Origin of the sequence: Caballeronia calidae, assembly GCF_900044055.2 — a bacterium.
Taxonomy (GTDB): Bacteria; Pseudomonadota; Gammaproteobacteria; order Burkholderiales; family Burkholderiaceae; genus Caballeronia; species Caballeronia calidae.
This window is the reverse complement of the sequence record NZ_FCOX02000030.1, coordinates 82207-108346: the sequence shown is the minus strand read 5'-3', so window position 1 is coordinate 108346 and position 26140 is coordinate 82207. Positions and strand designations below refer to the sequence as shown.

The following is a 26140-nucleotide window of genomic DNA, read 5'->3' as shown; positions in this document are numbered from 1 at the left end:
TTCGCCTTGGCCAGCAGCGCATCGATCTGTTCTTTGAGTTCCAGCTCGGCTTTCTTCATCCGCTCGTAACTCATCGCCTTATGACGCGACGCATTGGCCTTGATCTTCGTGCCGTCAACGGCAATCGTCCCGAGCTTGACCAGTCCGCATTCCTTCGCCAGCTTCACCACTTGCACAAACAGCTCCGACAGTTCCTTCAAGTGAAAGGCGCGAAAGTCGCAAAGCGTGCGATGCGCCGGATAGTTGCCCGCGGCGAGGACCCGGAACGCGATATCTTCATGCAGCTTCCTGGCCAGCTTGCGCGACGAAAACACCCCGGTCGCATAGCCGTAGACGAGCACCTTCACCATCATCGCCGGATGAAAGGGTTGATTGCGCGGGCCGCCGCCCGCATACCGCGCATGGAAGCTTGACAGGTCGAGCGAATCCACCGTGTCGCTGATGTAATAAGCCAGGTGCCCTTCCGGCAGCCAGTCTTGCAGCGCGTGGGGCAGCAACATCTGCTGCTGCGGCTCGTATGGGAGATAACTTGTTGGCATCTGCTAACAACGTCTTCTCCGCTCGGCCGGATGACATCAGATTTCTGCCGCGCACGCTCCTAGGCCTGAAGAATTAGACGACGGTTAGCCTTCGCCGCTCTCAGACGTTCTCCGGCGTGTAAAGCTGTGCCGGCAGCGGATACTGGCTCGCTTGCGCGGATTCGCCCGGCAGTGCCTGCAGTGCTCGCAGCATCGCCTGTATGGCCGTTTCGGCGATGCGCTGAAGCGGCGTATCGATGACGAGATCGATGACGCCTTCGACGAGCGCCTCGTACCGGTCCGGCATGAGATCGCTGCAAACCGTCACGATGCGACGTCCCGCCGCTTCTTCGCGCAGTGCGCGAATGACGCCGCCCACGCCGCCGCCGGGAATATAGAGGCCGGCGAGATCGGCATGACGCGCGAGCATCGCGAGCGTTGCTTCATACGCGAGTTGCTTGTCCTCCAGGTTGATTTGCGTATCGAGCACGCGCAGTCCGGGCGCATGTTCGCGCAAGTAGGAGCGAAAGCTGATCTCGCAGCTTTCCTGACCGAGATAGCGAGGGGTTCCGACGAACACGCCGACCGTGCCTTCGTCGCGACGCGCGAGCCGGCTCACGGCCCACGCAGCCGTGCGCCCGCTCTTGCGCGGATCCACGCCGATATATCCCGCACGCAATGGGGCACTCAGATCCGAGAGCAACGTGACGGTTGGCTTGCCCTGTCCGTGAAGCGTTTCGATCGCGGCTGTGACATGTGGATGATCCACCGCGACGACGCCGAGCGCATCGGCTTGCTCGCCGAGCGAAAGCAGCGTGCGCGCGATGGAAGCCGGGTCGAGCTCATCCATGTACTCGATGACGGCCGTGCAATGCTCGGGCTCGTGACGCGCGGCTGCATCGGTCAGGATGCGCGCAAACGTCTGATAGAACGGATCGGCCCGCTTTTGCAGACAGAACCCGAGCGTATGCCGCTCATCACGCTCGCCGCGCTGCGCACGCAAGCGGTCGCGCATCAGTCCCGCACCGTGATAGCCGATGCGCTCCGCCGCTTCGATCACGCGCAAAGCCGTGCCCTCACGCACGCTCAAACGGCCATTGAACACGCGATCGACCGTGGCAGGACTCACGCCCGCAGCCTCGGCCACCGATTGAAGTGTGGGACGCTTGCTCATCTCTGATGTAAATGATGGTTTTTCAATTCACGCGATGATGCCTAAAGATAGCAAATGCGCGCGAACATTGCGCGGCGAATGCGCCGCTTCTATCATCGATCCAACAATGACGAATGATGCAATATCAATCATCGGATGAGGTGACATGATGGAATCAGAGCAATTCCAGAGCGCGGGTGTGCGTGACCGGCATCGCGATTACGGATTGATCGGCGGCGCGGGCGAACGCGCCAAGGCGGCCGGTCTCGTCAACGCGGACTGGTACAAGAGCGCTGTGCCGCGTCCCGTGATGAAGAGCCTGATGCAGCGCAGCGACGCGCGCGCGATACGCGACACCTTGCTCTGGTACGCGGCGATCATTGCGAGCGGCGTGCTTGCATGGTTTGCATGGCAGGCGCATTCGCTCTGGGCAATTCCCGCCTTTCTTCTCTATGGCACGCTCTACTGCAGCCCGGCGGATTCGCGCTGGCACGAGAGCGGGCACGGCACCGCATTCAAGACCTCGTGGATGAACAAGGTGCTTTATCAGGTGGCGTCGTTTCAGGTGTTTCGGCGGCCGACGATCTGGCGCTGGAGTCACGCGCGTCATCACACGGATACGCTCGTCGTCGGACGCGATCGTGAAATCGCCGTGCCGCTGCCCACCGACTGGCTGAGCATCGCGCTCAATGTGTTTGCGTTGAAGCACGCGGCGGGCGAAGTGCCGAAGATCGTTACATCGGCGTTCGGCAATATCGGCGAAGAAGAGAAGACCTACGTGCCCCAGTCCGAATGGCCGAAGGTGATACTGGAGGCGCGCGTGACGCTCGCGATCTATGCCATGGTGTTCGCCGCGTGCTTCTTCTTTCATTCGATCTTGCCGCTGCTCTATATCGGCTTGCCGAGCCTCTACGGCGCGTGGCTCTATCTCTTCTTCGGCATCACGCAGCATGCGGGCATGCCCGAGAACGTACTCGATCATCGCAAGAACTGCCGCACCGTGATGATGAATCCCGTGTTCCGGTTTCTATATCTGAACATGAACTATCACGTCGAGCATCATATGTTTCCGATGGTGCCTTATCACGCGTTGCCGCGTCTGCACGAAACGGTGAAGCACGACATGCCGCCACCTTACGCAAGCACCATCGCGGCGTATGCGGAGATCATTCCGGCGCTCGTGCGGCAGACGCGCGATCCGTCATATCACGTCGAGCGGCCCATGCCCGCGGCGACGCAAGCATGAAAGCGAATCAACGATAAGGAGACGACTCGCCATGACGCAATGGATCGACGCAGCCGCGATGGACGATATCGATGACGAAGACGTGATGCGTTTCGATCACGATGGCCGCACCTTCGCGATCTACCGCGTGAACGATGCGGTGTACGCCAGCGACGGCCTCTGCACGCACGAGCACGTTCATCTCAGCGACGGGCTCGTGATGGATCACGTGATCGAATGTCCGAAGCACAACGGACGCTTCGACGTCCGGGACGGCCGGCCCCTGTGTGCGCCCGTATGCGAAAAGTTGAAGACGTACCCCGCGAAAGTCGAGGGCGGGCGCATTTTCATCGAGGTCTGACGCCATGACCCGGGACGCACGCGAACGCGCGATGGTGATCGTCGGCGCGGGGCATGTCGGCGGGCGGGCGGCGCTCGCGCTGCGCGAATTCGGCTGGCAAGGGCGCATCGTCATGATCGGCGCAGAGACGCATCTGCCTTACGAGCGCCCGCCGCTATCCAAGCAATTGCTCACCGGCGAGCATGATGCGACGCAGTGCCACTTGCGCACGCGCGATGCGTGGCAGACGGATCGCATCGAGCATGTGATCGGGCGTGTCGAGGCGATCGCTCCGGACCGACGCGAAGTGCGTCTTGACGATGGCAGTCGCATCGAATACGAAGCGCTTCTGCTCGCCACCGGGGGGCACGTGCGGCGCCTGAACATCGCGGGCGCGACGCTCGAAGGCGTTAGCACATTGCGCACGCTCGACGATGCCGCACTGATCGCGTCGAGGCTCGTGCCAGACGCGCGCGTGCTGATCGTAGGTGGCGGCTTCATCGGGCTGGAGGCCGCCGCGTCCGCGCGCAAACGCGGCTGCGGCGTGTGCGTGATCGAAGGCGCGCCGCGCTTGCTGGGGCGCGCGGTGCCCGCGGCCATCGCGGAAGAGGTGCAGCGGCTGCATGAGCGCAATGGCGTGGATGTGCGCGTCGGCATCACGCCGCTTGCGATCGAGCGCACGGCGAACGATACGCTTCGCATCTCGCTGTCCGATGGCGGCTCGATCGCCGCGCAATGCGTGATCGTCGGTATCGGCATCGAGCCTGCGGACGAACTCGCGCGTGATGCGGGGCTCGCGGTGAATCGCGGGGTGGTCGTGAATCGCGAACTCGAAACGTCCGCGCCGGGCATCTTCGCGGCGGGCGACATCGCCATTCATCCGAGCCGCCTCACCGGCGCGCCGATCCGGCAGGAGACATGGCACAACGCCGAGACTCAGGCGCGCGTCGCGGCGCGCAACATGCTCGGCGGGAACGATCCTTATGACGAAGTGCCCTGGTTCTGGTCCGATCAATATGACCATCAATTGCAGGTAGCGGGCGAGCCGTCGCTCGGCGTGCGCACGGTCAAGCGCCTGCTCGCCGATGACGGTTCGATCGACTTTCAATTCGATACGCACGGCAAGCTCGTCGGCGCGAGCGGCTTCGGCACCGTGCGCGCCATCGCAAAGGATATGAAGCTCGCGCGCATGCTCGTCGAGCGTGGACTGTCGCCGGCGGCGGAATTGCTTAGCGATGCAACGATCAAGCTGAAGGCCTTGCTGTAGCGGCAGGCGCAGACGACGAGGAGAAGAGCGATGAGTCAGTTCGAAGGCAAGGTCGCCGTCATCACGGGCGGGGCGCAAGGTCTGGGCGCGGCGGTGGCGGCGCTCTTTGCGGAGCGCGGCGCGCACGGCATCGTGATCTGTGCGCGCTCGAAGGACAAGGGCGAGAAGAAGGCGCGCGAGCTTGCCGAAGCGAGCGGGGCGCAAGTACGCTTCGTCACGGCGGATTTGTCGCGCGTGGAGGATTGCCGTGCGGTGATCGCCGCGGCGGACGAGCAGTTCGGGCGCATCGACGTGCTCGTCAATGCGGCCGCGACGACCGATCGCGGCACGATTCTCGACACCGATCCCGAGCTCTTCGATCGCATGTTCGCGACGAACGTGCGCGCGCCGTTCTTTCTGATGCAGGACACGATCCGCATCATGAAGCGCGAGCAGACGGAAGGCGCGATCGTCAACATCTGCTCGATGTCGGCGATGGCGGGGCAGCCGTTCATCGCCGCCTATTGTGCGTCGAAGGGCGCACTCGCGACGCTCACGCAGAACACGGCCTACGCGCTCCTGCGCAACCGTATCCGCGTGAACGGTTTGAATCTGGGCTGGATGGCGAGTGAAGGCGAGGACCGCATCCAGCGCACGCATCATGGCGCCGACGATGACTGGCTCGAACGCGCCGCAGCCGCGCAACCATTCGGGCGATTGATCAACACGAACGAAGCGGCGCGTGCAGTGGCTTATCTCGCGAGCGCGGAGTCGGGCCTGATGACGGGCTCGATGATCAACTTCGATCAATCCGTATGGGGCGCCTACGACGACGCGCCTCATCCACAGGAACCGCTATGAGCCAACGATGAATCAGACGCGGAACATGCTGACGGCGCGCGCGAGACGCTCGGCCTGATCGCGCAGCTCGGCGGTGGAGTGCTCGGCTTCACCGACGAGCGTCGCGTTCTGCTGCGTCGCTTCGCCGATCAGCATGACCGCGCTGTTCACCTGCTCGATGCCGCTCGCCTGCTCGCGCGACGCGACGCCGATTTCACCGACGATCGCGTTCACGCGCGAGACCCGCTCGACGATGCCGCTCATCGTGTCGCGCGCTTCCCCGGCGATCTTGTAGCCGTGCGAGACTTTCTGCGCGGACTCGGCGATCAACACCTCGATCTCCTTCACGGCGCCCGCGCTGCGCTGCGCGAGCGCGCGCACTTCCGATGCGACCACCGCGAAGCCCTTGCCGTGCTCGCCTGCGCGCGCCGCTTCGACGGCTGCATTCAACGCGAGAATATTGGTCTGGAACGCGATGCCTTCGATGGTAGCGGTGATGTCGGCGATACGTCGCGCCGATGCATCGATCTCGCCCATCGTTTCGACCACGCGTCCGACGGCATGACCGCCCGCGCGTGCCGCATCCGATGCCGACGCGACGAGCGTGCCCGCCTGCGCGGTATTCGCCGCGTTCTGCTGCACGGTCGACGTGATCTCTTCCATGCTTGCGGCGGTTTCCTCGACGCTCGCCGCTTGCGTGGCGATGCGCGTCGCGATATCGCTGCTGCCCGACGCGATGCGCGCGGTGCCTTCGTTCATGTCGGCCGACGCGCTGCGCACTTGCGCGACGATGCCCGCGAGCCCGCGCGCGATGCCGTCGATCGCACGCATCAGGCGGCCGATATCGTCCTCGCGCGCACTGTCGATGCGTACCGTGAGATCGCCGGCGGCGATGCGCTCGGAGGCGCACGTCACGTCGTCGATGGGGCGGCCGACGAGCTTCGTGACCGCATAGAGCAGCACGCCGACGAGCAGCGCCACCACGACAAGCCCGAGAACGAGAAAGCGGTTGCGGCTCTGGTGGACATCCGCGAGCAGTTCGTCGCGATAAGCGATGCCGCCGATCATCCATTGCCACTGCGGCACCGTCATGTAGACGATCTCCTTCGTGCCGCCATGCACGCGCGCATCCGCGCCCGCGATGTCCGCGCCGTCGAACACGAGCGCGCCTTCGTGCGCGTCGAGCATCTGCCTGAACGGGGCCACGCGTTCATCGGCGAGTTCGCCTTTCGAGCCGGGATGCACGAGCAGCTTGCCGCGATTGGCGCCGCCCGATGCATCGATGACGAAGTGATAGCCGCTCGCGCCGATCACGAGCTTCGCGATCGTATCCTGCAGCGCGGCGAATTCGGACGTCACGTCGACGCCCACGAAGAGCGCGCCGATCACGCGGCCCGATGCATCCGTGACAGGCCTGTACTCGGTGATGTACTGCTTGCCGAAGAGCGCCGCGATGCCGATATACGGCTTGCCCGCCATCATCGGCGCGTATGCGGGGCCTTTGCGATCGAGCAGCGTGCCGATCGCGCGCGCGCCGTCCTGCTTCTTGAGCGATGTGGTCACGCGCACGAAATCGTCGCCGGTGCGGGCGAAGATCGTCGCGATCGCGCCGCTTTCCTCGAGGAAAGCATCGGGGATCGTGAAGTCGTTGTTCAGCGGCGTGTCGCCTGCGAGAAGGGTCGGCGTCGCGATGCCGCCGATGTTCACGGTGCGCGTCTCGTCGAGTGCGAACGTGGCAGGCAGGCGATGCGCGAAGATCGTCATGAAGCGGGTGACTTCGGCACTCACGGCCTTGTCGAAGAGGCCGATCATCGTCGCGATCGAGCGATTCTCGCTTTCGACGCGCGCGAGCGCATGCGTGTCCACTTGCTCGCCCGCGCTTTTCGTGACGGCGATGGTGAAGAAGGCAACGACGACTGCCGTGAGCGCGCACGCGAGCACGGCGAATTTGGTCCCGACATTCATGCGGGCCAGGGCATTACGAAGCATGGGGTATGACTGATCGATAAAAGAGTGACAGCGACTCTTATCGGCAGATACTTAAAAGATCTTTAATTCTTCCCACGGCGATGCGTCATCGGCGTTGTCTCATCGCCAGCGCAACGCCCGACAGCGTGAGCGCCATCGCGATCGCCTCGCGGGTGCCGAGCGGCTCGCCCAGCGCGAGCGCCGCCGCGACGATGCCCATGATCGGCACGAGCAGCATGCCGATGGACGCGACATCGGCGGGCAGGTGGCGCAGCGTCGCGAACCACGCGAGATAGCAGACGGCCATCGGCACGAGGCTCATGTAGACGAGCACGACCCAGCCATCGAGTTTGAGCGCGGAAAACACCGGATGCTCGATGAAGAGGCCGAGCACGATCATCGGGGCGCAGCCGATGCCGACCTGCCAGGCGACGAGCGTGATCGGTGCAATGGGCATCGGCCCGTGCGTGATGACGGTGCCGAGCGCGAACAGTACCGCGGCTGCAAGCGCGAATGCGATGCCGGCGAGTTTGCCTGCATCGAAGGACAGCCCATGCGCCGAGAGCAGCACGACGACCCCCGCAAGACCGAGCGCGAGCGCGCAAAAGCCCGCGATCGACGGCTTGCGCTTCGCAATGGGCCATGCGAGCAGCATCGCCCAGATCGGCATCGTGTAGACGAGCAGCGCGCCTTCGCCGACCGAGAGCCATTTCATCGATAGCGTGGAGAAGCCCATCCACGCGAAGACGTTGATCGCCGACGCGAGCAGCAGCCTCGGCACGAGCGCGCGCGGCACGTGCGTGTTCTCGCCGGCGAACCGTGCGATGACACCGAGCAATACGGCGGCGGCGATGCCCGCGACGCCGCGCGAAAAGAGCGGCGGCCACTCGCGGAGCAGGACTTTCATGGCGGGCCAATTCAGCGCCCAGCCGGTGGCGGTGACGAGCAGATAGATGAACCCCGTCAGACGAGCTGGCATGAGAAGGCGGTTTTGTCGTTGTTGTTCGTTGGGGTTCGATCATACAGGCGCGACCGCATGCAAAACGCCGAATGGCATTCAAAACGCGTAATGCAAAGAACCATGGGGCGCGCGGGGCAAGGAATGATGGCAGAAAACGATTAACTTCCTTCTAGCTTGGTAAGCATCGGCTCGAAATGCACTTCTGGCCTAGATTTCACGCTGCTTTAGCCTCATTAGGGCAAATACTAGGATAGCCACCCGCCAGCAAACCCACTATTCTTCGAAAAACGTTTTCCAAAACCAGGCCGGCATTGCAGCTTCACCTCAAGGCCACGCCCACGGCGCTCGTCGCCGTTTCACGCAACAAAAAACGCGGCACGACGAGCGCCGCCGCGTCCGGAGACTTTCATGAACACTGTCGTTGCCGGCGCCGTGCGTACCGCCAGCCGTTATCGCTGGACCGTGTGCGCGCTGCTCTTCTTTGCCACGGTCATCAACTACATGGACCGGCAGATCCTCGGTCTGCTCGCTCCGATGCTGCAGCACGACATCGGCTGGACGCAGGTGCAGTACGGCCGCATCGTGATCGCGTTCTCGGCGTTTTACGCGATCGGTCTCCTTTGCTTCGGGCGCATCGTCGACTGGCTCGGCACGCGCATCTCCTATGCGCTCGCGATGTTCGTGTGGAGCATCGCCGCGATGCTGCACGCGGCCGTCGGCTCGGTGATGGGCTTCGCGATGGTCCGCGCGCTGCTCGGCATCGGCGAGGGCGGCAACTTCCCGGCCGCGATCAAGACGACCGCGGAATGGTTCCCGCGCCGCGAGCGCGCACTCGCGACCGGCATCTTCAACTCCGGCGCGAACATCGGCGCGGTGTTCGCACCGGCGCTGATTCCGGCGCTCGCGGTCGCCTTCGGCTGGCGCTCGGCGTTCGTGATGGTCGGCGCGATCGGTCTCGTGTGGCTCGTCGTGTGGTTCGTGATGTATCGCCAGCCGGACGGCCGCGCGCATGACGACGAAATCGCCGACGAAGGCGACGAAACCAACGCCGCCGACGCTGCCGCTCACGCGAAAGCAGGCGCGCCGGGCTTCAAGGAACTCATCAAGAAGCGCGAGACGTGGGCGTTCATCGTCGGCAAGTTCCTGACCGATCCGGTGTGGTGGTTCTATCTGTTCTGGCTGCCGAAGTGGCTCAATGAATCGCGCGGCATGGACATGCAGCACATCGGCTTGCCGCTCGTCGTGATCTATGCGATCACCACCATCGGCAGTATCGGCGGCGGCTGGGTTTCGTCGGCGCTGCTGCGTGCGGGCTGGACCGTGAATGCGGCGCGCAAGACCGCGATGCTGATCTGCGCATGTGCCGTGCTGCCGATCGCGTTCGTATCGCAAGCCGAGAATCTGTGGGTCGCGGTGGCGATCGTCGGTCTCGCGGCAGCGGCGCATCAGGGCTGGTCGGCGAACCTCTTCACGACGGCATCGGATCTGTTCCCGCGCCGTGCGGTGGGCGCGGTGGTCGGTATCGGCGGCATGGCCGGCTCGATCGGCGGCGTGCTGTTCTCGGAAGTGATCGGCCAGGTGCTGCAGCGCACGGGTCACTACTGGGTGCTGTTCGCGATCGGCGCATCGGCGTATCTCATCGCCTTCGCGATCATGCACATGCTCACGCCGAAGATGAAGCCGGCGAAGCTCGCCGCGTAATACGTATCAACGGATGATCCGCATCGTCATGCGCCGCGCCGCCAGCACTCGCAACATGCAGGCGGCGCGGCGCGCGTCATGCGGCGGCAGCAGTCGATTCGCGCACGATGAGTCGCGGCTCGAACATGGAGTTGCCCGGGTCCGGATGACCGGCGAGGGCGTCGATGAGTTTCTGCATCGCGAGTTCGCCCATCTTCTCGCTTTGAATGTCGACGGTGGTGAGGCCCGGTGCGGCATACGCGCCGTAAGGCACGTTGTCGATGCCGGTCACCGACACGTCCTGCGGCACGCGAATGCCGAGCGACGCGGCTTCTTTCATGAAGCCGAGCGCGATCAGGTCGTTGTAGCAGATCACCGCTTGCGGCCGCTTCGGTCCGAGCATCACGCGCGAGCAAGCCTGTTCGCCCGCGAGGGACGTCGGCGCGTGGGCTTCGTAAATGTCGAGTTCGAGGCCCGCTTCGGCAAGACACTCGCGCGCGCCGCGAATCCGTTCGTCGTTGATGCGCGCGTGCTCGAAGCCGAGATACGCGATGCGGCGATGCCCGAGATCGAGCAGGTGACGCGCGAGCATGTAAGTAGCAAGACGGCTGTTGATGCCGACGCTCGGAATGGGCAGTTCGGCATTTCGCAAGAGGACCACGGGCTTGTCGAGATCGAGCATCCACTGCGCGTTTTCGTCGGGGAGGCGCGAGCTCACGAGCAGGCCGTCCACGCGCTGCGCGAGCGCTTCGATGAGCGGACGTTCGCGCGCCTGGTTCTCGTCGATGTCGACGAGCAGGAGCGTGTAGTCGTGCCGCAGCGCGATGCGGTTCGCACCCTTCACGACGTGCGTGAAGTGCGGATTGCTGATGTCGAGGATCGTGAGGCCGATGGTGCGCGTCTTGCCCGTGATCATCGAACGCGCGAGCGGGTTCGAACGATAGCCGAGCGAATCGATCGCTTCCTTGAGCTTGGCTTCGACGGGCGCGGAGAAGCGCTGCGCACCGTTGATGTACTTGGATACCGTCGCGACCGACACGCCCGCTGCGGCGGCGACGTCGCGAATGGTCGGGGAAATTTTCTTCATTCGGAGGGTAACGTTTTCGTAATGTTAACGGATTGTCGCAGAAAATCGGGAAACAATGACAGTGCATTACGCATTTTGCATGCGGCCTTTTGCATGCCAAACGGCAATTGACAGCGCACCCAGCCGGTCGCTACAGTCCCGAAAACGTTTTCTCCCTTCTTGCAACGCACTACACGAATTCGACAGGAGTCTCCATGAATCAGCCAAACGCAGCGGGCAAGCCGTTCAAGCGTCTGCTTCTGACCGGCGCGGCCGGCAATCTGGGCCGTCAGTTGCGCGGCGCGCTCGCGCAATGGGCCGATGTCGTGCGTCTCTCCGACATCGCACCGCTCGACGATGCCGCGAGCCATGAAGAAGTGAGCGCCGTCGATCTCGCGGACCGCGAGAAGGTGATGCGTCTCGTCGAGGGCGTCGATGCGATCGTGCATCTCGGCGGCATCTCGATCGACGCGCCCTTCGACGATCTCATCGAAGCGAATATTCGCGGCACGTACAACCTCTACGAAGCGGCGCGCCGCTACGGCGTGAAGCGCATCGTGTTCGCGAGCTCGAACCATGCAATCGGCTTTCATCCCGTCACCGAAGTGCTCGACGCGGACTCGCCGCATCGCCCGGACAGTCTCTATGGCGTGACGAAGTGCTTCGGCGAATCGCTGTCGCGCTATTACTTCGACCGCTTCGGCATCGAGACGGTGAACCTGCGCATCGGGTCGTCGTTCGAGGAGCCCAAGAATCCGCGCATGCTCGTCACGTATCTGAGCTATCGCGATTTCATCGAACTGGTGCGCTGCTCGTTGTTCGCGAACCGTGTCGGTCATGCGGTGGTGTACGGCGTGTCGGACAATCCGGTGAAGTGGTGGGACAACTCGAAGGCGGGCTTCATCGGCTTCAATCCGCAGGACAGTTCCACGCAATTCAACGGACTCTTTCCCGTTACCGCGCCGACCGCCGATCGCGACGATCCCGCGCAGCGCTTCCAGGGCGGCCCGTTCGTGCTCGGCGAGCCGATGGAGCGCAAGCGATGAGCGCAGCGATTCACGCGGAGCGGCTCGACGCGGGCGGGCGCGCGACGGTCGGCGAATGTCCGGTATGGCGTGCGCAGGAGGGCGCGCTCTACTGGGTCGATATCCCGGCGCGGCGCATCGTGCGGCTCGAGATCGCAAGCGCGCGCCGTACGGAATGGGCGTTCGCCGAACAGGTCGCGTGCTTCGCGTTCGATGCGGCGGGGCGTGTCGTCGCCGGCATGGAGAGCGGGATGTTCGGCATGTCGCTCTCCGAGGCGAGCGAGCCGCGCGCCATCAAGCTCGCCGCGCCCGCGTTTCCCGCGACGGGCATGCGCTTCAACGATGGCCGTTGCGACCGGCAAGGGCGCTTCTGGGCGGGCACGATGGTGCAGGACATGTCGCTAGCGAGTTCAGTGGGCGCGCTCTATCGTTTCGATGAGAACGGCGTGTTGTCAGCGCCCGTCGTCGAAGGGTTGATCACCCAGAACGGCCTCGCGTGGTCGCCCGATGGGAGGACGATGTATCTGTCCGACTCGCATCCGCAGCGGCGTCTCGTCTGGGCATTCGACTTCGACCCCGACAGCGGCACGCCGGGCGCGCAACGCGTGTTCGCCGATCTCCACGATTACGCGGGCCGCCCCGATGGCGCCGCGGTCGATGCCGACGGCTGCTACTGGACCTGCGCGAACGACGCGGGGCGCCTGCTGCGCTTCACTCCGCAAGGCAAGCTCGATCGCGAGATCGCACTGCCCGCGAGCAAGCCGTCGATGTGCGCGTTCGGCGGCAGCGACCTGAAGACGCTCTATGTCACGACAATTCGTCCGGCAACGAATGCCACTGATGACGACGGTTATGTGTTCGCATTGAACCCGGGTGTGCAAGGCTTACCGGAACCGGACTATGCGGCTGTGTTACCGGTCGCATAATCTTCACTGAACGGGACGATTCGTTCGTCCCGTTCGCAATTTTTTCGCACAGTTTGGGATTCCCACGGGTCGATGCACCGCGTTGGCGCGCATCGAAAAGATAGACACGTACCGCTCCGGAACCGATACCAAGGTCAAACACCAATGCTGTAGTTCCTCCTGAAAGAGTAGTCTCCGCAAGTACCTCAAGTACTAGCGAACTACCGATTCTCTAATTCGGAGGAGACATAGATGGACCTTGAAGCTCGCACCATGAAACGGGTGATGGTTCGCCTCGTGCCGTTCCTGATCTTGTGTTACTTCATCGCGTATCTGGACCGCGTCAATGTGGGCTTTGCGGCCTTGCAGATGAACAAGGCGCTCGGTTTCACCGCAAGCATGTTCGGCTTCGGCGCCGGTATTTTCTTTATCGCCTATTTCTTTTTCGAGGTTCCGTCCAACCTGCTGCTCGAACGATTCGGCGCGCGTCGCTGGATCGCGCGCATCATGTTCACGTGGGGCATTCTCGCTGCGGCGATGGCCTACATTCCGCACATCGCGCAAGCGACGGGACTGTCGAACGCCTATGTGTTCTATGGCTTGCGCATTCTGCTCGGCGTCGCGGAAGCGGGCTTCTTTCCCGGCATCATCTTTCTGCTGACCTTGTGGTTCCCGGCGAAGTATCGCGGCCGCGTCGTCGGCTACTTCATGGCGGCGATTCCGCTGTCCACCGTGATCGGCGGCCCGATCTCCGGCGCGCTGCTGCAGATGGACGGCCTGGGCGGCATGCAGGGCTGGCAATGGCTCTATCTGATCGAAGCATTGCCTGCGCTGTTGCTCGCGTTCGTCGTGTACTTCTATCTGACCGACAAGCCCGTCGATGCGCACTGGCTCGCGAAGGAAGAGCGCGACTGGCTCGTGAATCGTCAGGCGCACGAGCGGGCGCATCGTGAAGCCGTGCATTCGTTCAGCGTGAAGGAAGCCATTTTCAATCCGCGCGTGCTGGCGATCGCGTTGATCTATTTCGGCGCGAATGCAACCAACTATGGCCTGAGCTTCTTCCTGCCGCAGATCGTGAAGGCGTTCGGCCTGACCAACCTGCAGACCGGCTTCGTCACGTCATTGCCCTATGCCGTGGGCGTGATCGGCATGGTGCTGTGGGGCCGTCATTCGGACCGCAAGCTCGAGCGCCGCTGGCACGTCGCGATTGCGTTGATGGTGGCGGCGGGCGGCATCGCGGCATCGGCGGGTCTCGACAACCCGGTGCTGAAGATGATCGCGCTGTCGATCGCGGGCTTCGGCATCTTCGGCTGCCTGCCGGTGATCTGGACATTGCCGGCGTCGTTCCTGTCGGGCGCGGCCGCGGCAGGCGGTATCGCCGCGATCAATTCGCTCGGCAATCTCGCGGGCTTCTTCGGTCCTTACGTGATGGGCTGGATCAAGGACAGCACGGGCAGCTTCGGCGCGGGCCTGCTGTGTCTCTCGGGTGCGGGCATGGTCGGCGTGGCGGCGGTGTTGCTGCTGCATCATGATTCCGCGCTGGAGACGATTCCCGGCGCGCATGATATCGACGGGGATGGCGAGCCGAACATGGCGGCTCGTTGAAGCCTCAGCAGCATCGTGGCAAGGACCGTCGCGATACGCGGTCCTTGCTATGCGGTCCTTGCTATGCATTAAGCATTCTGCATTCAACATTCATTCAGACGCAGCCTGCGCCCTGCGCAATCTCTCCCGGCTATTGATCAGATGCAGCCGCATCGCGGTGCGTGCCGAATCGGCATCGCCGCGCTCGATCGCATCCGCGATCTGCTCATGCTCGCGGTTCACGCGCATCAGATACTCCGCGTATCGATCGCGTGGAATCGGCGTCGCCGTGATGCGCGTGCGCGGGATCATGCGTGTACCGAGATGCTCCATGATCTCGACGAAATACCGATTGCCGGTTGCATGCGCGATCTCCATGTGAAAGCGCAGATCGGGCGATACGGTATCGGCTGCGTCGTCCACGCTGTGCGCGAAGTCGGCGAGCGCGGAGCGCATCGTTGCGAGACGGGCGGCATCGCAGCGCATGGCGGCGAGTCCCGCGCTCTCCGTCTCCAGGCTGATGCGCAATTCGAGGATGGCCAGCGCATCGATGGAGCCGGCCACATCGGCGGGATCGAGCTGCAATAGCGATGACGCGCCCGCTTCGCAAACAAACGTACCGATGCCATGCCGCGTCTCCACGAGTCCCGCGGCTTGCAGACGCGATAGCGCTTCTCTGACCACCGTGCGGCTCACGCCGAAACGCTGCACCATTTCCGCTTCGGTCGGAAGACGGCCGCCGGCCTTCAGTTCCTTCGAATCGATTTGCGCGCGCAACGCGTCCACGAGTTGCGCGGTGAGGCTGCGTCGAATTCCCGGCAACGCGATGGATGCGTCCGTGGAAGAGGCGGAGGGCGTGTCGGCATGAAGATCGGGCGATAGCGTCACGGCGTTCTCATTGGAGTGGGTTTTACACACATTGACAAATCGTTCGGCAAATGATGTTATGCGTGATGCGGTGATATGACAACGTACAAGAAGATGCGTGCAGGGTTATCCCTAGCCACGACAGCTTCGAACGAGACCGGCGTTCAAAGCGCCGGTCGACAGGAGACACAACTCGATGGAACAACAAAACAGCACGCCGTCCTCCGAGAACGCCGCGCAATTCGATCGCCTGCTGCTGACGGGCGCCGCGGGTGGAATCGGACAGGCGATCCGGCATCGCGTCGCCGAGTTCGCGCGGCACGTGCGCATCTCCGATCTTCCGGGCGTCTTGCCCGGCGACGCCGCGCCTCATGAAGAAATCGTGCCTTGCGATCTCGCGGACCGCCTCACAGTCGACGCGCTCGCGAAGGATTGCGATGCGATCGTCCATCTCGGCGGCGTGTCGGTCGAGCGCCCGTTCGAGGAGATACTCGAAGCCAACATCAAGGGCGTGTTCAATCTCTACGAAGCGGCTCGGCGTCAAGGCGTGAAGCGCATCGTGTTTGCGAGCTCGAATCACGTGACGGGCTTCTATCGGCAGGACGAGCGAATCGATGCCACCGCGCGCAAGCGTCCCGATGGCTACTACGGCCTGTCGAAGTCGTTCGGCGAAGACATGGCGCAGATGTACTTCGACCGTTACGGCATCGAGACCGTGAGCATCCGCATCGGCTCGGTGTTCCCGGAGCCGAAGGACCGCCGCATGATGGCGAGCTGGATGAGCTACGACGATTTCCACGACCTGTTGCGCCGCAGCCTCTTCACGCCGGACGTGGGTCACACGATCGTCTTCGGCATGTCCGCGAACGCGCACACGTGGTGGGACAACCGCTGCGCCGCGCATCTCGGCTTCGTGCCGCGCGACTCGTCCGAGCAGTTCCGCGAAAAAGTCGAAGCGACGCCGCCGCCCGCGCCCACCGACCCGGTGGCCGTGTTGCAGGGCGGCACCTTCACGGTCACAGGCCCGTTCGACCCGGTTTAATGCATGCAGAATGCAGTATCACGGGATTTGTAGTATGTCGTCATACATCCCGTGCCGGTGCATTGAGTAGGGCGCTCAAACTTCAGGGGACATACGCCGCCATGTTTTCTCTCGATTTCTCATCGCTGTTGCCGTACTGGCCGACGTTCCTTCTGGGCGCGTGGCTCACGCTCAAGATGACGTGCGTGGCCGTGTTCTTCGGCCTGATTCTCGGCATGCTGGTCGCGTTCGCCAAGCGCGCGAAGGTGCCGGTGCTCACGCGCATCTGCATCATCTATATCGAGGCCGTGCGCAACACGCCGTTCCTCGTGCAGATCTTTCTGCTGTATTTCGGTCTCGCGAGCATCGGCTTGCGCATGCCGACCTTCGCGGCCGCCGCGCTCGCGATGACCATCAACATCGGCGCATACGCGGCCGAGATCATTCGCGCCGGACTGGAATCGGTGCCGCGCGGACAGATCGAAGCTGCCGAATGCCTCGGGCTTCCGAAGTGGCGCATCGGCTGGCACGTGATGCTGCAGCCGTCGATCGAAAAGGTGTATCCCGCGTTGACGAGCCAGTTTCTCTTGATGATGCAGGCCTCCGCCGTTGCCTCGCAAATCTCGGCGGAAGAACTCACGGCGGTCGCGAATACGGTGCAGTCCGATACGTACCGCTCGCTCGAAACGTACATCGTGGTCGCTGCGTTGTATCTCGTGTTGTCGCTGATCATCAAGCTCGTTGCGTGGGCCGTGGGCGAGCATCTTTTCAAGCGCCGCCGCGCGATTCGTCTCGCCGCCAAACGCGCGGGCAAGACGCCGCCCGATCCGCAGCGCATCGATACCGTCATTCCCGGAGGTGCGGCATGAGTGCTGGATTCACATCATCGCACCTGGTTTATCTGGTGCAATCGATCGGCTGGACGCTGGTGCTTTCGGCGCTCGCATTCGTGCTGGGCGGCATCGGCGGATTCGGCGTGATGCTCGCGCGCATCTCGCCGCGCGCATGGCTTGCGCGCACGGCGCTCGTCTATATCGAAGCGATTCAGGGCATTCCGCTGCTGATCCTGCTGTTCATCGTGTACTTCGGCTTGTCGGTCTATGGCTTTCAGGTGCCCGCGCTCGTCGCGGCGGGGCTTGCCTTGATGGTGTATTCGAGCGCCTATCTCGGCGATATCTGGCGCGGCTGTATCGAAGCGATGCCGAAGCCGCAATGGGAAGCGTCGGAGTGTCTGTCGCTCACGCGCTGGCAAACGCTGCGCCTCGTGATCGTCCCGCAGGCGATGCGCCTTGCGTTGCCGCCGACCGTCGGCTTTCTCGTGCAGCTCATCAAGATGACGTCGCTTGCTTCGGTGATCGGCTTCGTCGAACTGACGCGCGCAGGTCAGATCATCAACAACTCGATCTTCCAGCCGTTCCTCATCTTCGGACTGGTCGGCGCTTTCTATTTCGTCCTGTGCTATCCGCTTTCGCGCTGGAGCCAATCGATGGAGAACAAGCTCAATGTCAGCAATCGTTAAGGTCGGCGATATTCATAAGAGCTTCGGCTCCAATCACGTTCTGAAGGGCGTGTCCTTCGAAGTCAACAAGGGCGAGATGATCGCGGTGATCGGCGCGAGCGGCTCGGGCAAGAGCACGGCATTGCGCTGCATCGACAGACTCGAGACGATCGATCAAGGACAGATCGAAGTATGCGGGATTCGCGTCGATGATCCGAAGGTCGATCTGCATCTGTTGCGCCGTGAAGTGGGCATCGTATTTCAAAGCTATAACCTCTTTCCGCATCTGACGGTGGAAGAGAACATCATGCTCGCGCTGCGTCATGTGAAGAAGATGTCGCGCGACGAAGCGCGGCGCATCGCGACGAACGTGCTGGAGCAGGTCGGTCTCGGGCAGAAGGCCGGCGCCTATCCCGAGCAGCTATCCGGCGGACAGCAGCAGCGCGTGGCGATTGCGCGCTCGCTCGCGATGTCGCCGAAGGTGATGCTGTTCGACGAAGTGACCTCGGCGCTCGATCCACAACTGACGGGCGAAGTGCTGCGCGTGATGGAAGACCTCGCCGCGGACGGCATGACGATGCTGCTCGTCACGCACGAGATGGCCTTCGCGAAGCGCGTGGCGGATCGCATCATCTACATGCATCAGGGCAAGGTATGGGAAGTGGGCGACGGCAGCATGCTCGACGCGCCTCGCACGCCCGAACTGCGCGCATTTCTCGATAACGGACTTTGATAGCCGCGACATCGATCCATTGCAACATCAATAACGACGGAGACTTGAATGAAAGCGAAAACAATCCTTGCACGCGCGGCCCTCGCAACCCTGATGATGGCTGGCGTGGCTCACAGCGCACTGGCCGATGAACTCGACGACATCAAGAAGGCGGGCGTCGTGCGCGTCGCGGTGGCGATCGGCACGCCGCTCTTCAGCTATGCGGACCAGAACCTCAAGCCCGCGGGCTCCGATGTCGATACGGCCACGGCGCTCGCGAAGGATCTCGGCGTGAAGCTCGAACTCGTGCAGATCACCAACGCCGCGCGTATTCCGACGCTGCAGGCCAAGCGCGCGGACCTCGTGATCTCTTCGCTGTCGGTCACGCCGGAGCGCGCGAAGGTGGTCGATTTCTCGAACCCGTATGCGGTGATCTCGATCATCGTCGGCGGCGTGAAGACGGCCAACGTAAAGAGCTACACGGATCTCGACGGCAAGACCATCGGCCTCACGCGCGCCACGGTGAACGACACGCTCACGACGCAACAGGCGAAGGGCGCGCAAATCCAGCGCTATGAGGACGACGCGACGCTCATCACGTCGATGGTCACGGGCCAGGTCGACATCTTCTCGAGCACGCCTTCGAACCTGAAGGAAATGCAGGATCGTGCGCCCCAGCGCAACATCGAGATGAAGTTCGAGCAGAAGACCTTCGATCTCGGCATTGCGATGAACAAGGAACAGCCGCGCCTGAAGGAGTGGGTGAACAACTGGGTCGGCACGAACATGAAGAACGGCAATCTGAACACGATCTACAAGAAGTATCACGGACGTGATCTGCCGGAGAGCGTGCGCAAGGGCGCTTGAGCGTCCACGCTGCCGAGTATCATCACATGCAAGCGGGGCCGGGTCGAAAGACGACCCGGCCCCGCTTGTCGTTTGCATGCTGCATACCGAATGCCATCCGGAATAATGCATTCGAAATGCCTTTGAGGGCGCCCGCGCGGACGCCATGTACCGAGCGCGCCCGTGCGTTGGCCGAGCGGTGTCGGCATGGTTTACGACAAGCCTCGATGCCCCGGCGTACACTGCCTCTGCGTTTTGAATTCTGCATGCATTGAACCATCGCGCGTGCGCCGCGTGACGCTCCGCTGCGCGATTCCGCCATTCACTGGACGCCTTCTCTTCAGCAAAGGGACCATCATGGCCAAGAACACGATTGCGGATTATCTGGCGAAGACGCTTGCGGCCGCGGGCGTCGAGCGCATCTGGGGCGTCACCGGAGACAGCCTGAACGGGCTCGCTTTCAGTCTCGACCGCGTGGGCTCGATCCGCTGGATGCATACGCGCCACGAAGAGGCCGCCGCGTTCGCGGCCGGCGCGGACGCTGCCGCGACAGGCAAGCTCGCCGTGTGCGCGGGCAGTTGCGGGCCGGGCAACCTGCATCTGATCAACGGCCTCTACGATTGCCACCGCAATCATCAACCGGTGCTCGCCATCGCCGCGCATATCCCGTCGACGGAAATCGGTCTCGGCTACTTCCAGGAAACGCATCCGCAGGAATTGTTCAGGGAGTGCAGCCACTTCGTGGAACTGGTGTCGAATGCGTCGCAGTTTCCGCGCGTGCTCGAACGCGCGATGCGCGCGGCGATCGATCAGCGCGGCGTCGCGGTGATCGTCTTGCCCGGCGATGTCGCCTTGAGCGAGGGCCCAGGCGTGGAGCCGCGCTGGACCGCGAGCGCGCCGGGCGCGATCGTGCCGTCCGACGCGGATCTCGACAAGCTCGCGGCGCTGCTGAACGGCTGCGAAGCGGTGACGATCATGTGCGGCAGCGGCGTCGCGGGTTCGCACGACGAAGTGGTCACGCTCGCCGATACGCTCGGCGCGCCCATCGTGCATGCGCTGCGCGGCAAGCAGTTCATCGAGTACGACAATCCGTTCGATGTCGGCATGACGGGGCTCATCGGCTTCAGTTCGGGCTATCACGCGATGATGTCCTGCGACACGCTGCTGCTGCTCGGCTGTGACTTTCCCTATCGGCCGTTCTATCCGCCGCAGGCGAAGATCGTGCAGATCGACTGGCGCGGCTCGCAACTGGGACGCCGCGCGCCCCTTGAAATGGGGCTCGTCGGCACGATCAAGGAAACCCTGGCCGCGCTGATGCCGAAGCTTCAGCGCAAGGACGAGCGGCGCTTCCTCGACAACGCGCTCAGGCATTACGCGAGCGCTCGCAAGGACCTCGACGATCTCGCGACGCCATCCGCGCCGGGACGTCCGATTCATCCGCAATACCTGACGAAGCTCGTCGATGAAATCGCCGCAGAGGACGCGATCTTCACGGTGGACGTCGGCACGCCGACGCTCTGGGCCGCGCGCTATCTGACGATGAACGGCAAGCGCCAGTTGCACGGCTCGTTCAATCATGGATCGATGGCCAATGCGATGCCGCAGGCGCTCGGTGCGCAGGCCGCGCATCCGCAGCGGCAGGTGGTGTCGCTATCGGGCGATGGCGGTCTGTCGATGCTGCTCGGCGATCTGCTCTCGGCCGTGCAGCTCGACTTGCCGATCAAGGTCGTCGTGTTCAACAACAGCCTGCTCGGCTTCGTTTCGATGGAGCTGAAGGCGGGCGGCTATCTCGACACCAATGTCGATCTCAGCAAGACCGACTTCTCGCAGATCGCGAAGGGCGCGGGCATCTGGTCGGTGCGTGTGGAGGAGTCGGAGCAACTCGAGAACGCGTTGCGGGAAGCGTTCGCGCACAAGGGGCCGGCGGTCGTCGATGTCGTCACGTCCAAGCATGAACTCGCGATGCCGCCGACCATCGAGCTGTCGCAGGCGAAGGGCTTCAGCCTTTACATGCTGCGCGCCGTTTTGAGTGGCCGCGGCGATGAAATCGTCGAACTCGCGCGCACGAACCTGCGTTGAGCACGTACGCGCGGCGCTTCACGCGCCGCGCAGGAAGCCGGCGAGCTGGTCGAGTGTTCCGCCGTAGCCTTGTTCGAGCGACGGGCGCAGTTCATCGAAATAGCGCTGCTCCTGCTCGCTCGCGCCGAACGGCGTGGCACGCAGCGCGACCATCGTCTTGCCGTTCTCGTCGCTGAACGTCACGACGTTCTCGATTTCCAGCGGGCACACATCGCTGAACGGCGCGCGTGCGATGCCGCAGTTTTCGTTCGCGAATGAGTTGAGCCAGACGATGCGCTCGCGCGCCACGATATCGCGGTAATTGAAGCGGCCCCACATGGCGGGCGCGCCGGCGAACTTCATCGCGTAATGAAAGAAGCCGCCCGGACGGAACTCGAAGCGATGCAGGTCCAGCGTGCAGCCTTTCGGCCCCCACCATCGCGCGATCTGGTCCGCCTCGCTCCATGCCTGCCACACGCGTTCGCGAGGCGCGTCGAATACGCGGTTCATTTCGAAGGCCACGCTGCTGGCGGCCGTAGCATTATTTTGCGGCATGTTTTCTTCCTTTCGATGTCGATGGCTTCTTCGGCTTCGTCTTCGCGGTCGTTTTCAGGAACGCATCGAGCCTGTCGAAACTGGCTTCCCACAAGGAGCGATACGCTTCGATCCAGTTCGCGGCTTCGCTCAGCGTGGCGGGCTCGAGACGGCAAGGGCGCGTCTGCGCGGCGCGCGAGCGCGAGATCAAGCCCGCGCGCTCCAGCACCTTGAGATGCTTGGAGATGGACGGCTGCGTCATCTCGAACGGCTCGGCCAGTTCATTCACGGTGGCTTCGCCGTTCGCGAGTCGCGCGACGATCGCGCGGCGCGTGGGATCGGCGAGGGCCGCGAACACCTGATTCAAGTCGTCTTCGCGCATGCGATTCAATGACCATCCGGTTATATAGCCAATCAGGAATATAGAAGATCGGACCGCGACGGTCAAGTGCGGTCTTCGGCGACGTGCTTTATCCTCACGTATCGACATTCAAGGGATACGCCATGAGTGAAACGAAAGATGCATTGCTCCTCGATCACGCGTTCGAATTCGAGGACCAATCGGTGCGTTATGGCGTGATCGGCGAGGGTGCGCCGCTCGTGATGGTGCATGGCACGCCGTTTTCATCGCAGGTATGGCGACGCATCGCACCGATCGCGGCACGTTCGCGGCGCGTGCATTACTTCGATCTTCTCGGCTATGGCGCATCGGACATGCGCGATGGACAGGAGGTGTCGCTCGGCGTGCAGAATCGCGTGCTGGCCGCGCTGATCGCGCACTGGAGCGCCGGCTGGAACGGCGCATTGCCCGATGTGCTCGCGCATGATTTCGGCGGCGCGACATCGCTCAGAGCCGCGCTGTTGAACGACTGTGCGTATCGTTCGCTGATGCTCGTCGATCCGGTCGCTGTCGCGCCGTGGGGATCGCCCTTCGTGCGCCATGTGCGGCAGCATGAAGCCGCGTTCGCGGGTGTGCCGCCGTACATGCATCAGGCGATGCTCGATGCTTATCTGCAAGGCGCGGCGCATCGGCGCTTGCCGGAGGAGACGTTGCGCATCTACACGCGGCCGTGGACCGGCGAACGAGGGCAGGCCGCGTTCTATCGGCAGATCGCGCAGATGGATCAGCGATATACGGATGAGGTTCAACCGCGCTATGGCGAATTGACGTGCCCGGTGTCAATTCTTTGGGGCGAGGAAGACGAATGGATTCCGGTCGAGCGCGGTGTCGAACTGGCGTCGCTGATGCCTGGTTCACGCTTCACGCGCGTGCCTGGTTCGGGACATCTGATGCAGGAAGACGCGCCCGAGGCGATCGTCGGCGAATGGCTGACGTTCATGGGCGCGCTCGAACGAGGTGGCGGTCAGAAACGATAACTCGACTTCACGATTTGTTCTTCGCACTCTCTGCCCGGAACGCCGCCTCGCCCGCGTCCGACACCTCGACCCACTTCTTGTCGGGCGGCGCATCCGCGACATAGCTGTCATGCCAGTTCCACCATTTATAGGTCGGTGTCTGCGGATAGCCTTCGGGCGAGTCTTCCCAAAGCTCCTGCCTGCCGAGTGGCGTGATGTCGAGATAGTTCCATGTATTGCCCATCTGTTCATCGCCGCGATTGTTGAGGAAGTACGTGCGAAACACACGGTCGCCATCGCGGAAGAACACGTTGGTGCCGTGCCATTCGTCGACGCCGAAGTCGGCATCGAAGCGATCCGTCAGCGTGAACCACGGAATGTCCCAGCCCATGCGTTGCTTCAGTTGCGCGATGTCCTGTTGCGGCGCACGCGACACGAACACGAGCGTCGTGTCGCGCGCGTTCAGATGCGAGACATGCGCGACCTGATCGGCGACCATCGAACAGCCGCGGCACGCGTGCTCGGGCCAGCCGAACACGCCGGGCTCGTAGAACGCGCGATAGACGATCAATTGACGCCGGCCCTCGAACAGATCGAGCAAGCCGATCTTGCCGTCAGGGCCTTCGAACACATAGTCCGTTTGCACGGTCATCCACGGCATGCGGCGGCGCTCGGCGGCGAGCGCGTCGCGTGCGCGGGTGTGAGCCTTTTCCTTCACGAGCAACGCCGCGCGCGCCGCTTCCCATTCCTCTTTCGACACGACCGGCGGTGTGCGCATTTCGTCTGATGTAGTCATGGCTTTTGCAACCTCCTGAGTGTGGACTCTCGAACGATGTTTGCCGTGAGTTAGTCTGGACCCGAAAGCGGATGAACGGGAGTAACAAGTGTGACGGTATTTCGGCCCGCGTTCAGGCCCATGATGCACGGAGCGCGTGCATCGTCTTCCAGTAGGTGAAGAACCGGCCGGCGAACATGCCCGCAACGATGCCCGACACGGCCGCATCGATCACGACGTAACTCGCAAGCGCAGACATATTCGCCACGGTCGCCATCTCGAAGCCGAGCCAGAACTTCGCGATGAAGGTGGCGGCGATCAGCAGCAGGGGCACGAAAGAGCCCGGCAGCATCACGGTACGCGCAATCGGATCGACGATGAAGCGCGTGCGGCTCGCCGTGAAGACGCCGCCCACGACGCCGGCGCCAAGCGCGACGACCCACATGGCGGTGGCGGCCCAGCCCGCGAGCGGCGCCGATGCCAGATGCGCGATGCCCATGCCCGCGAAAATCAGCGGCACGATCGCGAGTTTGGAAATCGGCGTCGTGCTGGCCTGCAACGCCTTGCATCCGCGATAGACAAGAAATGCGAGCAGCACCCATACCCACGTCGGCGTGCCTTGAATGATGGCGATCGGCGTCATGATCATCTCCTTGGTTCGGTTGTTTGATGCGCATCTTGACGCCGCAGAATTAGCTCCGAATGAGTCGTGAACCGGAACAACACGTTTCATAAAAATTAAGCGCCTCCCGAATTGGCTTGCCGCAGCGGGTAAAATGCCGCGCCAGCCCGCCGTACGGCCGGACACGCGCGTGACCCGCGCGCTCCGGCACGCGCGCCGGCATCCGCCCCACGAAGGCAAGCTTCAGTCGTCCGCGACCGTCCGGTCATCCCGCGCCGCCGCTTTCGCTGAAACACACGACACGCTACGACATTCGAGGATTGCCTTTCATGCTTGCCCGCATCACCCGCTTATTCCCGCTCTGGGCCGTACTGGCCTCCGTCGCCGCCTATTGCGCGCCCTCATCCGTGACGTGCATCGCGCCGCACGTCACGACGCTTCTCACGATCATCATGCTGTCGATGGGCGTCACGCTCTCCATCGACGATTTCCGGCGCGTCTTCACGCGGCCCGCGCCCGTAGTCGCGGGCATCGTCCTGCATTACCTCGTGATGCCGCTCGCCGCATGGGTCATCGCGAAGGCATTGCGCATGCCGCCCGATCTGATGGCGGGCATGGTGCTCGTCGGCAGCGTCGCGAGCGGCACGGCGTCGAACGTGATGATCTATCTCGCGCGTGGCGACGTCGCGCTGTCCGTGACGATCAGCGCGCTGTCGACGCTCGTCGGCGTGTTCGCGACGCCACTGCTCACGCGCCTTTATGTGGATGCGTCGATCGCCGTCGATGTGCACGGCATGCTGATGAGCATCGTGCAGATCGTCGCGCTGCCGATCGTGATCGGCCTCGTCGTGAATCATTTCTTCGGCAAGCTCGTGCGCAAGGTCGAATGGGCGCTGCCGCTCGTGTCGATGGTGTCGATCCTGCTGATCATCGCGGCGGTCGTGGGCGGCACGCAGAAGAGCATCGCGTCCGTCGGCATGGTCGTCGCGATCGGCGTGGTGCTGCATAACGGCATCGGCTTGCTGGGCGGATACTGGGGCGGGCGTCTGCTCGGCTTCGATGAAGCCGTGTGCCGCACCCTCGCGATCGAAGTCGGCATGCAGAATTCGGGCCTCGCCGCGACGCTCGGCAAGCTGTACTTCACGCCGATCGCCGCGTTGCCGGGCGCGCTGTTCTCGGTGTGGCACAACCTGTCGGGATCGATGCTCGCGGGCTACTGGGCGGGACGCCCGGCGAAAGGCTCGACGCGCGACGCCGACGCGCACGGCGCTGTCGTGCGGCAAGGCTGAGCGGTCGCATCGAGCAATCGAACGCAAAGGCGCGCCCACCGCGGGCGCGCT

At 63.2% G+C, this 26140-nt stretch carries 26 protein-coding genes; 16 read left to right on the top strand and 10 right to left on the bottom strand.

Annotated elements, in window-relative coordinates:
* Both AWB78_RS24805 and AWB78_RS24800 read right to left on the bottom strand, forming a co-directional pair.
* A partial coding sequence (locus tag AWB78_RS24805) for a transposase (protein ID WP_198399248.1) occupies positions 1-539 on the bottom strand: 539 nt, incomplete at its 3' end.
* Positions 540-639: 100 nt separating this feature from the next.
* Positions 640-1692 (bottom strand): LacI family DNA-binding transcriptional regulator, encoded by a 1053-nt coding sequence (locus AWB78_RS24800; protein WP_062608633.1) that lies wholly within the window; start codon positions 1690-1692, stop codon positions 640-642.
* Positions 1693-1837: 145 nt separating this feature from the next.
* Here AWB78_RS24800 and AWB78_RS24795 point away from each other — a divergent pair, with 145 nt between their 5' ends.
* The 4 genes from AWB78_RS24795 to AWB78_RS24780 are packed head-to-tail and all read left to right on the top strand — an operon-like array spanning position 1838 to position 5343.
* A complete protein-coding gene (locus AWB78_RS24795) occupies positions 1838-2917 on the top strand; it encodes a fatty acid desaturase family protein (protein ID WP_062608632.1) in 1080 nt (359 codons plus the stop codon).
* A gap of 31 nt (positions 2918-2948) precedes the next feature.
* Positions 2949-3257, top strand: coding sequence for a non-heme iron oxygenase ferredoxin subunit (locus AWB78_RS24790; protein WP_062608631.1), 309 nt, complete (start codon positions 2949-2951; stop codon positions 3255-3257).
* Between the two features lie 4 nt (positions 3258-3261).
* Positions 3262-4503 carry an NAD(P)/FAD-dependent oxidoreductase gene (locus tag AWB78_RS24785; protein ID WP_062608630.1) on the top strand — a complete coding sequence of 414 codons (1242 nt, stop codon included), beginning with the start codon at positions 3262-3264 and terminating at the stop codon, positions 4501-4503.
* 30 nt (positions 4504-4533) lie between these two features.
* Positions 4534-5343 carry an SDR family oxidoreductase gene (locus AWB78_RS24780; protein ID WP_062608629.1) on the top strand — a complete coding sequence of 270 codons (810 nt, stop codon included), beginning with the start codon at positions 4534-4536 and terminating at the stop codon, positions 5341-5343.
* A gap of 12 nt (positions 5344-5355) precedes the next feature.
* Here the strand turns inward: AWB78_RS24780 and AWB78_RS24775 are convergent, their stop codons facing one another.
* Both AWB78_RS24775 and AWB78_RS24770 read right to left on the bottom strand, forming a co-directional pair.
* Positions 5356-7311, bottom strand: a complete 1956-nt coding sequence (locus tag AWB78_RS24775; protein ID WP_062608628.1) for a methyl-accepting chemotaxis protein — start codon at positions 7309-7311, stop codon at positions 5356-5358.
* Positions 7312-7396: 85 nt separating this feature from the next.
* Positions 7397-8269 carry a DMT family transporter gene (locus tag AWB78_RS24770; RefSeq protein WP_062608627.1) on the bottom strand — a complete coding sequence of 291 codons (873 nt, stop codon included), beginning with the start codon at positions 8267-8269 and terminating at the stop codon, positions 7397-7399.
* 390 nt (positions 8270-8659) lie between these two features.
* Here AWB78_RS24770 and AWB78_RS24765 point away from each other — a divergent pair, with 390 nt between their 5' ends.
* Positions 8660-9952, top strand: a complete 1293-nt coding sequence (locus AWB78_RS24765; RefSeq protein WP_062608626.1) for an MFS transporter — start codon at positions 8660-8662, stop codon at positions 9950-9952.
* A 76-nt stretch (positions 9953-10028) separates the two neighbouring features.
* Here the strand turns inward: AWB78_RS24765 and AWB78_RS24760 are convergent, their stop codons facing one another.
* On the bottom strand, positions 10029-11018 hold the full coding sequence (locus AWB78_RS24760) for a LacI family DNA-binding transcriptional regulator (protein WP_062608625.1): 990 nt from the start codon (positions 11016-11018) through the stop codon (positions 10029-10031).
* Between the two features lie 194 nt (positions 11019-11212).
* On the opposite strand from AWB78_RS24760, the gene AWB78_RS24755 reads away from it, so the two are divergent.
* The 3 genes from AWB78_RS24755 to AWB78_RS24745 all read left to right on the top strand — a co-directional run bounded on the left by AWB78_RS24755 (position 11213) and on the right by AWB78_RS24745 (position 14532).
* On the top strand, positions 11213-12043 hold the full coding sequence (locus tag AWB78_RS24755; RefSeq protein WP_062608624.1) for an NAD-dependent epimerase/dehydratase family protein: 831 nt from the start codon (positions 11213-11215) through the stop codon (positions 12041-12043).
* Positions 12040-12948 (top strand): SMP-30/gluconolactonase/LRE family protein, encoded by a 909-nt coding sequence (locus AWB78_RS24750; RefSeq protein ID WP_062608623.1) that lies wholly within the window; start codon positions 12040-12042, stop codon positions 12946-12948. The genes AWB78_RS24755 and AWB78_RS24750 overlap by 4 nt, the downstream gene beginning before the upstream one ends.
* 231 nt (positions 12949-13179) lie before the next feature.
* The gene (locus AWB78_RS24745) at positions 13180-14532 is read left to right on the top strand and encodes an MFS transporter (protein WP_062608622.1); all 1353 of its coding nucleotides are present in this window, start codon (positions 13180-13182) and stop codon (positions 14530-14532) included.
* Between the two features lie 90 nt (positions 14533-14622).
* On the opposite strand, the gene AWB78_RS24740 is transcribed toward AWB78_RS24745, so the two are convergent.
* Positions 14623-15399, bottom strand: coding sequence for a FadR/GntR family transcriptional regulator (locus tag AWB78_RS24740; protein ID WP_062608621.1), 777 nt, complete (start codon positions 15397-15399; stop codon positions 14623-14625).
* A gap of 175 nt (positions 15400-15574) precedes the next feature.
* On the opposite strand from AWB78_RS24740, the gene AWB78_RS24735 reads away from it, so the two are divergent.
* From AWB78_RS24735 to poxB, 6 genes are all read left to right on the top strand, one after another.
* Complete coding sequence (locus tag AWB78_RS24735) at positions 15575-16420, top strand: NAD-dependent epimerase/dehydratase family protein (protein WP_062608620.1); 846 nt, start codon at positions 15575-15577, stop codon at positions 16418-16420.
* Positions 16421-16521: 101 nt separating this feature from the next.
* Entirely contained in the window at positions 16522-17268 is a 747-nt protein-coding gene (locus AWB78_RS24730) for an amino acid ABC transporter permease (RefSeq protein ID WP_062608619.1), read from the top strand.
* Complete coding sequence (locus AWB78_RS24725) at positions 17265-17918, top strand: amino acid ABC transporter permease (protein ID WP_062608618.1); 654 nt, start codon at positions 17265-17267, stop codon at positions 17916-17918. The genes AWB78_RS24730 and AWB78_RS24725 overlap by 4 nt, the downstream gene beginning before the upstream one ends.
* A complete protein-coding gene (locus tag AWB78_RS24720; RefSeq protein WP_062608617.1) occupies positions 17902-18630 on the top strand; it encodes an amino acid ABC transporter ATP-binding protein in 729 nt (242 codons plus the stop codon). The genes AWB78_RS24725 and AWB78_RS24720 overlap by 17 nt, the downstream gene beginning before the upstream one ends.
* Positions 18631-18678: 48 nt before the next feature.
* Entirely contained in the window at positions 18679-19476 is a 798-nt protein-coding gene (locus AWB78_RS24715; RefSeq protein ID WP_062608616.1) for a transporter substrate-binding domain-containing protein, read from the top strand.
* Between the two features lie 336 nt (positions 19477-19812).
* The gene (poxB, locus tag AWB78_RS24710; protein WP_062608642.1) at positions 19813-21534 is read left to right on the top strand and encodes a ubiquinone-dependent pyruvate dehydrogenase; all 1722 of its coding nucleotides are present in this window, start codon (positions 19813-19815) and stop codon (positions 21532-21534) included.
* An 18-nt stretch (positions 21535-21552) separates the two neighbouring features.
* Here poxB and AWB78_RS24705 read toward each other — a convergent pair whose 3' ends face one another.
* The gene (locus tag AWB78_RS24705; RefSeq protein WP_062608615.1) at positions 21553-22068 is read right to left on the bottom strand and encodes an SRPBCC family protein; all 516 of its coding nucleotides are present in this window, start codon (positions 22066-22068) and stop codon (positions 21553-21555) included.
* Positions 22055-22429, bottom strand: a complete 375-nt coding sequence (locus AWB78_RS24700; RefSeq protein ID WP_062608614.1) for an ArsR/SmtB family transcription factor — start codon at positions 22427-22429, stop codon at positions 22055-22057. Before AWB78_RS24700 ends, AWB78_RS24705 begins: the two co-directional genes overlap by 14 nt.
* Positions 22430-22551: 122 nt before the next feature.
* On the opposite strand from AWB78_RS24700, the gene AWB78_RS24695 reads away from it, so the two are divergent.
* Positions 22552-23424, top strand: coding sequence for an alpha/beta fold hydrolase (locus AWB78_RS24695; protein WP_062608613.1), 873 nt, complete (start codon positions 22552-22554; stop codon positions 23422-23424).
* A gap of 7 nt (positions 23425-23431) precedes the next feature.
* On the opposite strand, the gene AWB78_RS24690 is transcribed toward AWB78_RS24695, so the two are convergent.
* Together AWB78_RS24690 and AWB78_RS24685 are read right to left on the bottom strand one after the other, a co-directional pair.
* Positions 23432-24199: a DUF899 domain-containing protein gene (locus AWB78_RS24690; RefSeq protein ID WP_062608612.1), complete on the bottom strand. Its 768-nt coding sequence runs from the start codon at positions 24197-24199 to the stop codon at positions 23432-23434.
* A 112-nt stretch (positions 24200-24311) separates the two neighbouring features.
* The gene (locus AWB78_RS24685) at positions 24312-24821 is read right to left on the bottom strand and encodes a DUF6622 family protein (RefSeq protein WP_062608641.1); all 510 of its coding nucleotides are present in this window, start codon (positions 24819-24821) and stop codon (positions 24312-24314) included.
* A 308-nt stretch (positions 24822-25129) separates the two neighbouring features.
* On the opposite strand from AWB78_RS24685, the gene panS reads away from it, so the two are divergent.
* Complete coding sequence (gene panS, locus AWB78_RS24680) at positions 25130-26089, top strand: ketopantoate/pantoate/pantothenate transporter PanS (RefSeq protein WP_062608611.1); 960 nt, start codon at positions 25130-25132, stop codon at positions 26087-26089.
* Positions 26090-26140 lie beyond the last annotated feature (51 nt).